The sequence below is a fragment of the Paractinoplanes rhizophilus genome (assembly GCF_042664765.1).
GTDB lineage: Bacteria > Actinomycetota > Actinomycetes > Mycobacteriales > Micromonosporaceae > Actinoplanes > Actinoplanes rhizophilus.
This window is the reverse complement of sequence record NZ_JBHTBJ010000009.1, coordinates 35,943-49,691: the sequence shown is the minus strand read 5'-3', so window position 1 is coordinate 49,691 and position 13,749 is coordinate 35,943. Positions and strand designations below refer to the sequence as shown.

The 13,749-nt window shown below is 71.0% G+C and carries 14 protein-coding genes; 7 read left to right on the top strand and 7 right to left on the bottom strand.

Annotated elements, in window-relative coordinates; genetic code table 11:
- Positions 1-12: 12 nt before the first annotated feature.
- Both ACFQS1_RS15145 and ACFQS1_RS15140 read right to left on the bottom strand, forming a co-directional pair.
- Positions 13-1,212 (bottom strand): Gfo/Idh/MocA family protein, encoded by a 1,200-nt coding sequence (locus ACFQS1_RS15145; protein ID WP_378968296.1) that lies wholly within the window; start codon positions 1,210-1,212, stop codon positions 13-15.
- Positions 1,209-1,985 (bottom strand): DeoR/GlpR family DNA-binding transcription regulator, encoded by a 777-nt coding sequence (locus ACFQS1_RS15140; protein WP_378968294.1) that lies wholly within the window; start codon positions 1,983-1,985, stop codon positions 1,209-1,211. The genes ACFQS1_RS15145 and ACFQS1_RS15140 overlap by 4 nt, the downstream gene beginning before the upstream one ends.
- A gap of 106 nt (positions 1,986-2,091) precedes the next feature.
- On the opposite strand from ACFQS1_RS15140, the gene melA reads away from it, so the two are divergent.
- From melA to ACFQS1_RS15115, 5 genes are all read left to right on the top strand, one after another.
- Positions 2,092-3,384 carry an alpha-glucosidase/alpha-galactosidase gene (gene melA, locus ACFQS1_RS15135; protein ID WP_378968292.1) on the top strand — a complete coding sequence of 431 codons (1,293 nt, stop codon included), beginning with the start codon at positions 2,092-2,094 and terminating at the stop codon, positions 3,382-3,384.
- 73 nt (positions 3,385-3,457) lie between these two features.
- On the top strand, positions 3,458-4,339 hold the full coding sequence (locus tag ACFQS1_RS15130; RefSeq protein ID WP_378968290.1) for an SIS domain-containing protein: 882 nt from the start codon (positions 3,458-3,460) through the stop codon (positions 4,337-4,339).
- Between the two features lie 24 nt (positions 4,340-4,363).
- A complete protein-coding gene (locus ACFQS1_RS15125) occupies positions 4,364-5,662 on the top strand; it encodes an ABC transporter substrate-binding protein (protein WP_378968288.1) in 1,299 nt (432 codons plus the stop codon).
- Between the two features lie 3 nt (positions 5,663-5,665).
- Positions 5,666-6,610, top strand: a complete 945-nt coding sequence (locus tag ACFQS1_RS15120) for a carbohydrate ABC transporter permease (RefSeq protein ID WP_378968286.1) — start codon at positions 5,666-5,668, stop codon at positions 6,608-6,610.
- A gap of 2 nt (positions 6,611-6,612) precedes the next feature.
- The gene (locus tag ACFQS1_RS15115) at positions 6,613-7,434 is read left to right on the top strand and encodes a carbohydrate ABC transporter permease (RefSeq protein ID WP_378968284.1); all 822 of its coding nucleotides are present in this window, start codon (positions 6,613-6,615) and stop codon (positions 7,432-7,434) included.
- Positions 7,435-7,481: 47 nt separating this feature from the next.
- On the opposite strand, the gene ACFQS1_RS15110 is transcribed toward ACFQS1_RS15115, so the two are convergent.
- Positions 7,482-8,414: a carbohydrate kinase family protein gene (locus tag ACFQS1_RS15110; RefSeq protein ID WP_378968282.1), complete on the bottom strand. Its 933-nt coding sequence runs from the start codon at positions 8,412-8,414 to the stop codon at positions 7,482-7,484.
- 168 nt (positions 8,415-8,582) lie between these two features.
- On the opposite strand from ACFQS1_RS15110, the gene ACFQS1_RS15105 reads away from it, so the two are divergent.
- Together ACFQS1_RS15105 and ACFQS1_RS15100 are read left to right on the top strand one after the other, a co-directional pair.
- Positions 8,583-9,569, top strand: a complete 987-nt coding sequence (locus ACFQS1_RS15105; RefSeq protein WP_378968280.1) for a 1-phosphofructokinase family hexose kinase — start codon at positions 8,583-8,585, stop codon at positions 9,567-9,569.
- On the top strand, positions 9,550-10,398 hold the full coding sequence (locus ACFQS1_RS15100) for a class II fructose-bisphosphate aldolase (RefSeq protein ID WP_378968278.1): 849 nt from the start codon (positions 9,550-9,552) through the stop codon (positions 10,396-10,398). Before ACFQS1_RS15105 ends, ACFQS1_RS15100 begins: the two co-directional genes overlap by 20 nt.
- A gap of 25 nt (positions 10,399-10,423) precedes the next feature.
- On the opposite strand, the gene ACFQS1_RS15095 is transcribed toward ACFQS1_RS15100, so the two are convergent.
- The 4 genes from ACFQS1_RS15095 to ACFQS1_RS15080 form a co-directional block, all read right to left on the bottom strand.
- On the bottom strand, positions 10,424-11,539 hold the full coding sequence (locus ACFQS1_RS15095) for a M24 family metallopeptidase (protein WP_378968276.1): 1,116 nt from the start codon (positions 11,537-11,539) through the stop codon (positions 10,424-10,426).
- Between the two features lie 75 nt (positions 11,540-11,614).
- Positions 11,615-11,884 carry a YggT family protein gene (locus ACFQS1_RS15090; RefSeq protein WP_378968274.1) on the bottom strand — a complete coding sequence of 90 codons (270 nt, stop codon included), beginning with the start codon at positions 11,882-11,884 and terminating at the stop codon, positions 11,615-11,617.
- 79 nt (positions 11,885-11,963) lie between these two features.
- Positions 11,964-13,217, bottom strand: a complete 1,254-nt coding sequence (locus tag ACFQS1_RS15085) for a hypothetical protein (RefSeq protein ID WP_378968272.1) — start codon at positions 13,215-13,217, stop codon at positions 11,964-11,966.
- Positions 13,218-13,228: 11 nt separating this feature from the next.
- Entirely contained in the window at positions 13,229-13,741 is a 513-nt protein-coding gene (locus ACFQS1_RS15080) for a SigE family RNA polymerase sigma factor (RefSeq protein ID WP_378968270.1), read from the bottom strand.
- Between the last annotated feature and the right edge of the window lie 8 nt (positions 13,742-13,749).

Here is a 13,749-nt window from a genome sequence, read left to right as displayed (position 1 = left end):
ACGCGGCCGATCTCAGGCGAGACTGACGACGGTTCCGGTGTGCCGCGCCCGCTCCGCCGCCCACACCACCCGGTGCCCGGCCAGCGACGTGGCCGCGTCCGACCGGATCAGCGACGCGTCACCCGAGGCCACCGCCGCGAGAAACGCGTCCACCAGCGCCTCGTCGCCGTCGGCGTGACCGGCCGAGACCTGATCGGAAACGGTGACCACGGTGTCCGCCCCGGTGCGGAAGTCGACCATCCGGATCGCGGCGCCGTCGCCGTCGAGGTAGCCGTGCGTGCCGAAGATCCGTGTCTTGCGCTGCTCGGCCGGCGTGAACGCGGTCATCGTGAAGGCCACGGTCACGCCGCTCTCCAGCTCCATCGTGACCACCTGGTGGTCGACGACGTCGTTCTGCCCGTTGTAGACGCATTCCCCGTACGGCCCGAGCCGCAAGGCCTCGTCCAGGTCCGCATAGGACGACAGCACGACCGAGACCGGCCAGCCCGGCCCGGCGTCGCGATAGATCCGCGGCGCCGAGTAGGGGCAATCGGGCTCCACCGCGCAGTCCAGGCAGCGGTCGGCGGCCCCGGCCGGCTTCGACGAGGGCTTGAAGTGCGCGAGACCGCCGAACGAGCTCACCCGCCGGGCCGGCGACCCGGCCACGTAGAGCAACCAGTCGATGTCGTGGCATGACTTGGCGAGCAGCATCGGCGACGAGCTCGCGGTGTCCCGCCAGGCGCCGCGCACGAACGAATGCGCCTGGTGCCACCAGCCGACCGGTTCGAGGTGCTGAATGCTGACGACGTCGCCGATGCGGCCGTCATCGATCAAAGACTTCAAGACCTTCGTGTACGGCGTGTAGCGCAGCACATGGCAGACGGCCAGCATCACCCCCGCGTCGTCGACGGCCGACGCGATGCGGGTCGCCGGGCCTTCCTCGGGCGCCATCGGCTTCTCGAGCAGCAGGTGGTAGCCCAGCCCGGCCAGATGGACGGCCGGCCCCTCATGATCGCGGTCCTGGGTGGCGACGATCGCCGCGTCGGCGAGGCGGCCATCGATCTCGCGCCAGTCGGCAACCGCCGCGGCGCCGAACTCGCCGGCCGCGCGCGACCGGCGATCCGGGTCGGGCTCGGCCACCGCGACGATCCGGCCCGCGCCCGAGGCCACGGCCCGCCGCGCATAGCCCATCCCGCGCTGTCCCGCGCCCACCAGCACCAGCGACGTGCTCATGCGCCGGCCACGATCACTTCGGTGCCCTGGCGGCGGATCGCGTCGACCCCGGCCGGGTCGGCGCTCGCGTCGGTGACCAGGGTGGACACATCCGTGACCGGGCAGATCCCGGCCAGGCAGACCTTGCCCACCTTGGAACCGTCGGCGACCACGATCACCCGGTCGGCGCGGCGGATCATGGTGGCGTTGGTGTTGGCCTCGATCTCGTCGTGGGTGGTGAGGCCGCCCCGGGCGCTGATCCCGTCCACGCCGACCACGGCGACCGCCATGTTCAAGCCTTTGAGGGCCTGGTCGGCGATCGGGCCGACCAGCTCGTAGGACTGGGTCCGGGAGACGCCGCCCGTCATGATCAGTTTTAGCCGGGGGCGCAGGGCGAGCTCGGCGGCGATGTTGAGCGCGTTGGTCACCACGGTGAGGTCGACCCGCTCGGCGAGCAGCCGGGCCAGCAGGTGCGTGGTGGTGCCGCCGGTCAGCCCGAGCGTCAGCGGCCCCCGCGGAAGCAGCTCGGCGACGGTCTTGGCGACCAGCGCCTTCTCCTCGCGGTGCTGGCCGACCCGATAGCGGACGGGCAGCTCGTACGCGACGTCGACGGCGACCGCGCCGCCGTGGGTGCGCGACAGCAGGCGCTGGTCCTCGAGCACCTGCAGATCGCGGCGGATGGTGGCGGGCGAGACCGCGAACTCGTCGGCGAGGTGCCCGGCGTCGACCGAGCCGTGGCTGGCGACGCGCTCGAGGATGGCCGACACCCGGTCGGCCCGGCGCAGCGAACTCATGGATCCTCTTCAACGATTGATCAAACGAGCAGTCAATGTAGTTCGTTTCCAAGCGATCCACCAGTTGCTATTGCGCGTTCTTGGCGATCGCGCCAAGAATCCGGCCATGACAGTGATCGCCTTCCTGGGCGCCGGCAGCGTGGTCTTCACCCGCGAGCTGCTGGCCGACATTCTCTCGTTCCCCGAGCTCCGCGACGTCACCCTGGCCCTGCACGACATCGACCCCGAGCGCCTGGAGACGGCCGAGGCGATCGCCCGGCAGACCGCGGAGCAGCTCGGCTGCCGTCCGACCATCACGACGAGCCTCGACCGGCGACGGGCGCTGGACGGCGCCGGCTTCGTAATCAACTCGATCCAGGTCGGCATGTATGCGGCGACCGTCAAGGACTTCGAGATACCGGCCAAGTACGGCCTGCGCCAGACGATCGCCGACACGCTCGGCATCGGCGGCATCTTCCGAGCCCTCCGGACCTTCCCGGTGCTGGACGGCATCGCGCGGGACATCGCCGAGGTCTGTCCCGATGCCTGGCTGCTGAACTACACCAACCCGATGGCCATGAACATCGCCTACCTTGCCGCCATAAATCCGGCGATCAAGGCCGTGGGCCTCTGCCACTCCGTCTTCTGGACCGTCCACGACCTGGCCGAGCTGCTGAATGTGCCGCTCGACGAGATCGACTACCTGGGCGCCGGCGTCAACCACCAGGCCTGGCTGCTCAGGTTCGAGCACCGGGGCGAGTCGCTGTATCCGAAGCTGGACTCCCTGCTCGAGAAGGATCCCGAGCTGCGCAGACGCGTACGCATGGACATGTACCAGCGGCTCGGGTACTTCCCCACCGAGACCAGCGAGCACTCGTCGGAGTACGTCCCGTGGTACCTGCGCCACGACGAGGAGATCACCCGGCTGCGCATCCCGGTCGGCGACTACCTGCGGATCAGCGCCGGCAACGTGGCGGAGTATGAAAAAACCCGCGCATCGCTCCAAAACGGCGAACCGCTCGACCTCAGCCGCGACGCCACCGAGTACGCCCCGCAGGTGATCCACAGCATGGTCACCGGCACCATGCGCCGCATCCACGCGAACGTCCCGAACCACGGCCTGATCGGCAACCTCCCCGAGGGCTACGCGGTCGAGGTGCCGGCCGTGGTGGACCGCCTCGGCGTGCGACCCGAGCGGGTCGGCGACCTGCCCCCGCAATGCGCCGCGCTCAACCGCGGCTTCGTCAGCGTGGGCCAGCTGACCGTGCGGGCCGCGCTGACCGGCGACAAGCGCATGGTCCGCCAGGCCGCCATGGTCGACCCGAACACGGCGGCCACCCTCACCGTCGATCAGATCTGGGCGCTGTGCGACGAGCTGACGGCGGCGCACGGCGACCTCATGCCCGAGGCGCTGAGATAGAACGCTCACTCCGCGATGCTCGTTTGATGCGCACATCTTGTGGAGTGATCACAAACGAGCATAATTCTCGAACATGAATGACACTGAGGCCGAGATCACCAGTCAGCCGGAGGTGTGGCTGCGGAGCCTGGCCCTCAGCGACCAGGCGGAGCGGGAGCTCGTCGCCCCCGGCGAGCGCATGCTCGTGCTCGGCTGCGGCACCTCCTGGTTCGTCGCGCAGGCGCTGGCCGAGCTTCGGGAGAGTGCCGGCTTCGGGGAAACCGACGCGATCTGCGCGTCGGAGTTCCGGCCCCGCCGCCGCTACGACCGGATCCTCGCGGTCACGCGCTCGGGCACCTCGACCGAGGTGCTCGAGGCGCTGCGGACGATCCCGCCGTCGGCCCGCACGGTCGCGATCACCGCGGTCCGCGGCGAGCCGGTCGACGACCTGACCGACGCGCAGCTGGTGCTCGACTTCGCCGACGAGCGCAGCGTGGTGCAGACCCGGTTCCCCACCACCGTGCTGGCGCTCACCCGGCACGCGTTCGGCGAGAACATCGACCGCGTCGTCCGCGATGGCCGCGAGGCGCTGAAAGTCGATCTTCCCAAGGACCCGGCCGAGATCGATCATCTGGTCTTCCTCGGCACCGGCTGGACCTATGGCCTGGCCAACGAGGCCGCGCTCAAGGTCCGCGAGGCCGCCCAGGCGTATTCCGAGTCGTACCCGGCCAAGGACTTCCGGCACGGCCCGGTCGCGGTGTGCGGACCGCGCTCGCTCGTGTGGTCCTTCGGCAACACCGATCCCGAGCTCGACGACGTGGCCCGCGGCGCCGGCGCCACGGCGTACCGGAATCGGCTGGACCCCCTCGCCCAGCTCGTGCTGGCCCAGCGCTTCGCGCTGGCCCTGGCCGCCCATCGCGGCCTCGACCCGGACAACCCACGACTGCTCACCCGATCCGTCGTCCTTACCCCCTGACCCGACGAACATCGAGGTGCTTTGATGAGAACTTTCCGGTTGCTGGCGAGCGGCTCGGTGGCCGCTCTGTTGCTCTCCGCCTGCATGGGCGGCACGACCGATGACGGCAAGGACGCCGCCGCGGGCTACGACCCGAAGGCGAACGTCGAAATCACCTGGTGGACCGGGCAGCCGGACGAGCAGGAGAAGGTGGCCGAGCAGTTGGCGGCCGAGTACCACACCGCGCACCCGAACGTCACGATCAAGGTGTCGTCCGGGGCGCCGACCACCGACGACCTGCTCACCAAGCTGTCGGCCGGGTTCACCGGCGGCAACTATCCGGACATCTCCTACGCCTACGGCAACTGGGCCGGTGATCTGGGCGCCAGCGGCAAGACGCAGGACCTCACCTCGTACGTCAATGACCCGAATTTCCAATGGGACGAGATCCCGGCCGCCGCTCGCGAGGTGGCGACCGCCGACGGCAAGGTCATCGGGATCCCGGCGCTGGTCGACAACCTGGCGCTGATCTACAACAAGAAGCTGTTCGACCAGGCCGGCCTCGACTACCCGACGGACGACTGGTCGTGGGACGACTTCCGCGCGGCGGCCAAGAAGCTGACGAACACCGCTACTAAGACGTACGGCACGGCCTACTCGGTCTCCGGCAGCGAGGACACCACCTGGCACCTGTGGCCGATGCTCTGGCAGCACGGCGGCAAGATCCTCGATGGCACCAAGCCCGCCTTCAACTCCGACGCCGGCGTGGCCGCGCTCGAAACGCTGCGGCAGATGGCGGTCGACGACAAGTCGATGTACCTCGACCAGACCGACGAGAAGTACGCCGGGCTGTTCAACAGCGGGCACGTCGCGATGATGCTGTCCGGCCCGTGGTCGCTGCTGGAGATCAAGGAGGCCAAGCTCGACTACGGCGTGGTCAACCTGCCCGGCTACAACGGCGACCACCAGACCGTCTCCGGCCCCGACCTGTGGGTGCTTTTCGACCACGACGACGTGAACCGGGCCGGCGCGTCCCGCGACTTCGTGAAGTGGCTGACCAGCAAGGAGATCGACCCGAAATGGAACCTCGCGGTCGGCAACCTGCCGCTGCGCAGCAGTGAGAAGGACACCCCCGAGTTCGCCACCTACATCAAGGAGTACCCGGGCGGCCAGAAGTTCTTCGACAACCTGGCCAACGCGAAGCAGGCCCGGCCCACGCTCCCGGGGTACGAGGTGCTCTCGCGCAACGTCGGCGACGCGATCGCCAAGGTGATGCAGGGCCAGGCCCAGCCCAAGGAGGCCCTGGACGAGGCGGCCAAGAAGTCCGCCGACGCGATCGGATAGCCGATGGCCGTCACGTTCGCGGTCACCCCGCGGTCCCCCTCCACGCCGGTACCCGCCGAGCGCGGCCCTCGCGGCCGCGCTCTGCGGCGGCACCTCACCGGCTGGGCCTTCGCCGGCCCGGCCACCGCGATCGTCGTCGGGCTCTCGATCTTCCCGGCGGTCTGGGCGTTCTTCATCTCCCGGGCCAAGTGGAACGGCATCGCCCCGGCGACGATGGTCGGCTGGGGCAACTACCGCAAGCTCGTCCAGGACCCCGACATGATCGCGGCGACCCGGCACACGCTGATCCTCACCGCGATCTTCGTACCCGGCTCGATCGTCCTCGGCATCCTCATCGCGGTCGCGCTCAACCAGAAGATCCGGTTGATCGGCTTCTACCGCACCTGCATCTTCGTGCCCTACGTGGCGTCGGCCGCGGCCACCGGCATCCTGGCCGGCTTCGTCTTCAACCCGCAGTTCGGGGTGGTCAACGACATCCTGCGCCACCTCGGCCTGCCGCAGGGCCAGTTCCTGGAGAGCCGGCACGTGGCGATCTACGTGATCTGCGTGATCGCGCTCTGGGGCGAGGTCGGCTTCACCACGGTGATCTACCTGGCCGCGCTGCAGGACATCCCGCGCGACCTGGTCGAGGCCGCCACCATGGACGGGGCCGGCAAGTGGCGGGTGTTCCGGCACGTCACGCTGCCGGAGCTGCGGCCGGTCACGGTCTTCGCGGCGGTCTGGCAGACCATCACCGCGATGCAGCTGTTCGATCTGATCTACACCACCACCCGGGGCGGGCCGATCAACAGCACCCAGACGATCGTCTACTACATCTACGAGCTGGCATTTCAAACCCAGAGGCTGGGGTACGGCGCGGCCGCCGCGTACCTGTTGTTCATCGTGACCCTGGTACTGAGCCTCATCGTGATCCTCTACAGCCGTCGGCGCGGGTCCGAGGTGTTCTGACCATGCGATGGAAGCTGCCGTTCAGCCCTTGGCATCTGCTGCTGATGCCGCTCGCGCTGATCTTCGTGCTGCCGCTCGTGCAGATGGTGCTCACCTCGTTCATGAGCAGCGCCGAGATCAACCAGTTCCCGCCCAAGCTGATCCCGACCAGCCTGCACCTGGAGGGCTACCGGCACCTGTTCGCCGAGACCAAGGCGCTGCGCTGGCTGGTCAACTCGGTGATCGTCTCGGGCATCGCGGTCGTCGCGCACCTGGCGCTCTGCTCGATGGCCGGCTACGGCTTCGCCCGCCTCAAGTTCGCCGGTCGCGGGCTGGCGTTCGTGCTGATCCTGGCCACCGTCATGATCCCGATCCAGCTGCTGATGATCCCGACGTACCTGATGTTCGCCCGGATCGGCATCGTGGACACCCTGGCGGCCGCGTACGTGCCGTGGCTCGCCTCGGCGTTCGGCATCTTCCTGATGCGGCAGTTCTTCCTCGGGCTGCCGGTCGAGCTCGAGGAGGCGGCGCTGATCGACGGCTGCGGCCGGTGGCGGACGTTCCGCAGCATCGTGCTGCCGCTGGCCAAGCCGGCGCTGACCACGCTGGCCATCATCACGCTGCTGTGGAGCTGGAACGACCTGCTCTGGCCGCTGGTGGCGATCTCCGACGACAGCCGGTTCACGCTGCAGATCGGGCTCGCCAACTTCCAGGGCATGCGGCGCACCGAGTGGTCGCAGCTGATGGCCGGCAACGTGCTGGCCACCATGCCGCTGATCATCGCGTTCCTGGTGGCCCAGAAGAAGTTCATCGCCACGATGACCTTCACCGGCATCAAGGGGTGATGTGACCATCACGCCGCTGGCCAAGTGGCTTTGGTCCGCACCCGCGGTCAAACAGCCAGGTCCTTCGGTCCCGCCTGGGCCGCCGTTCCGCCGGCGGCCCGGGTGCTCAGCGAGCCGGCGACCGCGGCCCACCCGACGGCGTCCTCGATGGACTTCCCGCTCAGGCGGGCCGCGAGGAAGCCGGCGTTGAAGCTGTCGCCGGCGCCGGTCGTGTCCACCACGTCCACCGTCCGGCCCGGGGCCGCGCAGGCGCCGCCCGGCCACCAGGCCCGGGCACCGCGCGCGCCGTCCTTCATCACCACGGTCGTGCCGCCGGCCACCAGGCTCGCGGCCGCCTCGTCCGTTTCATCCAGACCAGTGATCGCCTTCAGCTCATTCGCGTTAGGGAGGAAGACGTCGGTGAACGCGAGGATCTCTGTGATCGACTCCCACGTCTCGTCGGGATCCCAGTTGGTGTCGAGCGAAGCGGTAAGCCCGATCTTTCGGGCATTGCGAAAGATGTCCGCCAGCCCCGCCGCCAGCTCTGGCTGCAAATACAACGAGGCCACATGCACATGCCGCGCCCTCGCCAGCAGCTCACCGGTGACATCTGCGGGCCGCAGCGCCGGGATGGTGCCGGGCAGGGTGAGCATCCCCCGGTCGTCCTTTTCGGACAGCACGACCGTCAGGCCGGTCGGGGCGCCGCGCCCGTCGGCGGCCAGCAGCGTCACGTCGCGCTTTTCCAGCTCGTCCCGCACCAGCCGCCCGAACACGTCGTCGCCCACCGCGGCCAGCAACGCCGTCCGCAGCCCGAGCCGCGCGCACCCGGCCGCCGTGATCGCCGCCGACCCGCCCAGCACCAGGTCGGCCGCGGTCAGCAGCTGCTCGGCCTGGCCGAAGCGCGGCCGCACGTCGCCGCGCAGCAGCAGATCGGGATTGGCGTCCCCGACCACGAGAACGTCGAACTCGGCCACGACCGCCTCCACTGTCCATATGAACACGCCGAGAGCACCATACGCGCATGTTCGGCTATTGACATCTGCGCGTTCGATCAGATGCAATCAACCTCGACGCGATCGAGCCCAGCCGGTACCCAGCCCGGCAGTCCGATTCGCCAGGGCTCCGGCAGACGGGCCCGAGGCGGGGCAGATCCCTTTCGGAGCCTCGGCATGATCGTCACCGTCACCCTGAATCCGGCCCTCGACCTCACCTACTCGGTCGACGCCCTGGTCCCGCACGGCACGCACCGGGTCGGCACGGTGGCCGAACGCCCCGGCGGCAAGGGCCTCAACGTGGCCCGCGTGCTGCACGCCCTCGGCGAGCCGGTGCTGGCGACCGGCCTGCTCGGCGGCGGCACCGGCGCCCGGGTCGCCGGCCTGCTCACCGACGAGGGCGTGCGGTCGAGCTTCGTACGCATCGCCGGCGAGACCCGCCGCACGGTGGCCGTGGTCGACGCCACCGACGCCACCGGCTTCTGGGAGCCCGGCCCGGTCGTCGGCGCCGGCGAGTGGTCGCTGTTCCTGGCCGAGTTCCGCGAGCTGCTGGGTCCGGCCACGGTGGTCGCGCTGAGCGGTTCCCTTCCGCCCGGCGTTCCGCTTGACGCGTACGCCCAATTGATCGCCCTCGCCTCGGCGGCCGGCGTCCGGACGGTGCTCGACAGCAGCGGTCCCGCCCTGCACGCGGGCCTGCGCGCCGGCCCCTCCGTGGCCAAGCCGAACGCGGACGAGCTGGCCGCCGTCCTGCGCACCGCGAACGTCCGCCAACCGGGGCCGCAGGGGCTGGCCGACGCGGTGCGCGCGCTCGCCGACGGGCCGGTCGTCGTGTCCCGCGGGGTGGCCGGCCTCTTCGCGGTCGCCGGCGACGAGGTGTGGGAGTGCGCGCCGCCCATACCCGTCGAGGGAAACCCGACCGGGGCCGGCGACGCCTGCGTCGCCGCGCTCGCCCGCGGCCTGCGTGACCACACGCCCTGGCCGGAGCTGCTGCCGGACGCCGTCGCCCTGTCGGCGGCGGCCGTCGCCGCCCCGGTGGCCGGCGCCTTCGACCCCGACGTCTACCGGCGGACACGAGCGACCGCCCGCACCCGTCCCGCCGCGCGCTCGTCCGCCGTGCCCGCCGCGCCGCCCGCTGGAGGAACCCGTGCTCGCACCCACCGGTGACCTGGTCGCCGCCGCGCGGAAGGAGCGCGGCGCGGTCGGCGCCTTCAACGTGATCACCATCGAGCACGCCGAGGCCATCGTGGCCGGGGCCGAGGCGGCCGGGCTGCCGGTGATCCTGCAGGTCAGCGAGAACGCGGTGCGCTTCCACCACGGGCGGCTCGCGCCGATCGCGGCCGCCGCGCGCAGCATCGCCGAGGCCGCCGAGGTCGCGGTGGCGCTGCATCTCGACCACGTCGAGGACGACGAGCTGCTCGCCCAGGCGGCGGCGAACGGATTCGGCTCGGTCATGTACGACGCCTCCCGCCTCCCGTACGCGGAAAATGTCGCCGCCACGGCCGGCGCCGTCCGACGCTGCCGCGCGGCCGGCCTCTGGGTGGAGAGCGAGCTCGGCGAGATCGGCGGCAAGGGCGGGGCGCACGCGAGGGGCGCGCGCACCGACCCGGACGAGGCCCGCGCGTACGTCGCCGCGACCGGGGTGGACGCGCTGGCGGTCGCCGTCGGCTCGTCGCACGCGATGACCACCCGCAGCGCGAAGCTCGACCACGACCTGATCGCCCGGCTGGCCGCCGCGGTGCCGGTCCCGCTGGTGCTGCACGGCTCCTCGGGCGTGCCCGACGAGGAGCTCAGTGCCGCGGTCCGGGGCGGCATGGCAAAGATCAACATCGGCACGGCGCTGAACACCGCGTTCACCGGGACGGTCCGCGACGCGCTCGGGGACCAGCCGGACCTGGTCGATCCGCGGCGCTACCTGGCGTCGGCCCGCACGGCGATGGCGACGACCGTCGAGGCGGCGTTGCGGGTTCTCCAATCGGGGGTGATCCCCGCCTGATCCCGGCTTCCGGCGGCCGAGCCGGTCAGGCGACCTGGGCGAGACCGTGGTCGGTGTTGTTGAAGCGGCGGCCGCCCTCCTCGGTGACGGTGACGATGTCCTCGATCCGGACGCCGAACTTGCCGGGCAGGTAGATGCCGGGCTCGATCGAGAAGCACATCCCGGGCACCAGCGGCTGCTTCTCCCCCGCCACCAGGTACGGCGGCTCGTGGGTGGTCACGCCGATGCCGTGGCCGGTGCGGTGGATGAAGTACTCGCCGTAGCCGGCGTCGCGGATCACCTGGCGGGCCACCCAGTCGATCTCCTCGCAGGCGACGCCCGGCCGGACCGCCTCGAAGGCCGCCTGCTGGGCCTGGCGGACGATGGCGTGGACCTCGCGGACCTCGTCGGCGGGCGGCCCGACGGTGACCGTGCGGGTGGTGTCGGAGCCGTAGCCCTCCAGGAGGCCGCCGAAGTCGAGGACGACCGCGTCGCCGGTCTGGATGACGCGCTCGCCGGCCTCGTGGTGCGGGTTGGCGCCGTTGGGGCCGGAGCCGACGACGGTGAAGTCGACCTGCTCGTGACCGAACTTGCGGAGCAGCGCGGCCAGGTCGGCGGCCACCTCGGTCTCGCGGCGGCCGGCGAAGCGTACGCCCAGGATCTCGCCGTAGGCGGCGTCGGCGGCCGCACCGGCCGCGGCCAGCCGGGCCAGCTCGTGCTCGTCCTTGACCGCGCGGAGCATCGGCTGGCAGACCGAGAGCGCCTCGTAGGACGTGCCGGGAAGCGCCTTCTGCAGGCCGAGCAGGTGCATCGCCCAGGTGGCGTCGGAGATGCCGTAACGGCCGTCGGGGCGCAGCAGCGGCGCGACCGACTGATACGGGTCGCTGCCGTCGGCCCAGTCGACCAGGGTCAGCGCCGGCGCGCCCACCGCGGCGGCGGCGTCGGGGCGCTCAAGGGCCGGCACCACCAGGGTCGGCGGGCGGTCGGCGGTGAGCACCAGCAGGGTGAGCCGCTCGGTGACCGCGGTCGGCCGGTACGCGGTGAGCCAGGTCAGGTCGGGCCCGAGCCCGACCAGGATCCCGGACAGGCCGTGCGCGGTGGCGGCCTCGACCGCATGTCGCATCCGGGCCGCGTAGTCGTCGGCGGTGAACTGTACGGTCATGCGCCCAGTATCGGGCCTGGAGAAGGCGCCGCGCCTCATCCCCCGAGGGCGATGAGGCGCGGCGTCCGCGACCGGTCAGGAGATCAGCGACCGGATCAGCACGATCGCGAAGAACACGACGATGAAGGCCAGGTCGATCGCGACGCCCCCGACCCGCAGCGGCGGGATGATCCGCCGGACGGGCGCGAGGATCGGCTCGGTGATCGCGGTGACACCGCGGGTCAATCGGTACCGGAACGAACCGGCCGTGGACGGGCCGGCGAGCGCGACGGACCAGTCGAGCACCACGCGAGCGACCAGGATCAGTTGCAGCAGCAGTAGTACCAGGCTGACGAGGGCGAGCATCTTTCCTCCAGTTACCGACGGAGCAGCTGGTACTACTGTGCGTCGGATTGCTGTGAGGCCGCTGAGCAATCCCTGTGCCCTACACGCATCTCCAGATGACCGCCCGGATGGTGTCCGAGGCGTCGTCCGACTGCCCGGAGATGACCCGGCCGTCGTCGCTGATCGCGTTGGGGACGTTCGTGAGCAGTCCCGGTTCGTGCTGGGCCAGCGCCGGCAGCTCGATCCGCTTGCCGCCGGCCAGCAGCGCCGCCCGGCCCTGCTTGGTGATGCCGACCTCCCAGCCCTGCGCGTTCCGCGCGTCGGCCCGCGTCTGCCAGTCGTCGGCGATCAGCGTCTCGCCGGTGCGGACGTTCCACCGGACCGCCCAGATCCGGTCCGCCGGTTTGCCGGCCCGGCCCTCGTCGTTCTGATCGGCGACGCCGATCGCCCAGCCGTTGCGGACCGAGAAAGCCCGGGCGCTGACCGCCGTCTTCCCGTCGACCGTGGGCAACGGCAGCGCGCGATGCGTGCCGTCGGCGAACCAGACGTACGGCACCTTCAGGTCGAGGCTGCCGACCACCGTGCCGTCCTCGTCGATGTCGGTGGCCGTCGCGCTCTGCATGCCCTTCGGCACCGGAAGCACGATCGGCTTGGCGGTCGCCGACGGCCAGACCACCGCATGATCGCCGGCCTCGCCGGCGATCGCGCCGGCTTCGTTGATGGCGGTCGCCTCACCGCGGCTCACCCCGGGGAGTTTCACCACCTTGCCGTGCACGTACGCGTACGGCACCGGCCCGGTGTCGGCGTCGCTCTTGCCCTGGTAGCTCCAGCCGACCGCGGTGCCGGCGGAGTTGACGTCGCGCAGCGACTCCTCCAGGTCCCCGGGCAGGTTCACCTTGGCGGCCTTGCCGTTGTGCCAGATGACCGCCTGGTAGCCGCCCTTCGGGTAGGAGCGGCCGACCTGATAGGCGCCGGTCGGGTCGGCGCCGGACACGAGCGCCATCCGCACGCCGTCGGGCACGGGCAGCTCTTCGAGCGTGCAGCTGGTGGGCGGCGTCGCGGCCGGAGCGGCCCACCCGGGCGTGCCCGGGATCGTGTAGGCGGCCTTCGGCTTCGCGGACGCGGACGGGGACGCGGCGACCGGGGTGGTCGTGCCGGTCTTGGCGCGGCTCGCGCTCACCGCGATCGCCGCTCCGGCGACGGCCAGCGTGGTCACGGCCGCTACCCCGGCGTACCCCACCGCGCGGCGGCTCTTGCGCCGCCGCCCGTCGGCCATGGCCCGGGTGATGTCGACGGTCGAGGGCTGCGGCGGCTCGGGGTCGAGGGACCGCAGCAGCTCGGTCTCGGATGGCATTATCGGCTCCTTCATCGCACTGCGGAAAAGCCTGCGAAGTCCCGCTCGCCGAGCAGGCGCCGCAGGGTGGCGAGCCCTCGGGAGGTCTGGCTCTTGACCGTGCCGGCCGAGCAGCCGAGCACCGCGGCCGTCTCCTCGACCGGCAGGTCGTAGAAGAACCGCAGCACCAGCACCGCCTGTTGCCGGCGGGGCACGCGCCGCAGGGCCGCGCGCACCACCTGACGGTCCTCGCTGCCGCCGTCCTCGAGCGGCGGCGGCTCGGGCATCTCCCGGAACAGGCGGACCCGGGCCCAGGCCAGCCGCTTCTCGTCCAGGAACGTCCGGACCAGCATCGTGCGGACGTACGCGTCGAGGTTGTCGGCGGCCTGCGCCCGCCGCCACTTCACGTACAGCCTCGTGATGGTCTGTTGCACCAGGTCGTCGGCGCGATGTGAATCGCTGGTGAGGAGATACGCCAGCCGTCGCAGCGCGGGAATCCGCGCGGCGACGTATTCGACGTAGTCCGCTTCCGAACCGTCCCGCATCGCCCGTC

Coding starts and splice junctions, on each gene's coding strand:
- ACFQS1_RS15145 (WP_378968296.1), bottom strand. CDS start 1,212: ATGAGCACGTCGCTGGTGCTGGTGGGCGCGGGACAGCGCGGGATGGGC.
- ACFQS1_RS15140 (WP_378968294.1), bottom strand. CDS start 1,985: ATGAGTTCGCTGCGCCGGGCCGACCGGGTGTCGGCCATCCTCGAGCGC.
- melA (WP_378968292.1), top strand. CDS start 2,092: ATGACAGTGATCGCCTTCCTGGGCGCCGGCAGCGTGGTCTTCACCCGC.
- ACFQS1_RS15130 (WP_378968290.1), top strand. CDS start 3,458: ATGAATGACACTGAGGCCGAGATCACCAGTCAGCCGGAGGTGTGGCTG.
- ACFQS1_RS15125 (WP_378968288.1), top strand. CDS start 4,364: ATGAGAACTTTCCGGTTGCTGGCGAGCGGCTCGGTGGCCGCTCTGTTG.
- ACFQS1_RS15120 (WP_378968286.1), top strand. CDS start 5,666: ATGGCCGTCACGTTCGCGGTCACCCCGCGGTCCCCCTCCACGCCGGTA.
- ACFQS1_RS15115 (WP_378968284.1), top strand. CDS start 6,613: ATGCGATGGAAGCTGCCGTTCAGCCCTTGGCATCTGCTGCTGATGCCG.
- ACFQS1_RS15105 (WP_378968280.1), top strand. CDS start 8,583: ATGATCGTCACCGTCACCCTGAATCCGGCCCTCGACCTCACCTACTCG.
- ACFQS1_RS15095 (WP_378968276.1), bottom strand. CDS start 11,539: ATGACCGTACAGTTCACCGCCGACGACTACGCGGCCCGGATGCGACAT.
- ACFQS1_RS15090 (WP_378968274.1), bottom strand. CDS start 11,884: ATGCTCGCCCTCGTCAGCCTGGTACTACTGCTGCTGCAACTGATCCTG.
- ACFQS1_RS15085 (WP_378968272.1), bottom strand. CDS start 13,217: ATGCCATCCGAGACCGAGCTGCTGCGGTCCCTCGACCCCGAGCCGCCG.
- ACFQS1_RS15080 (WP_378968270.1), bottom strand. CDS start 13,741: ATGCGGGACGGTTCGGAAGCGGACTACGTCGAATACGTCGCCGCGCGG.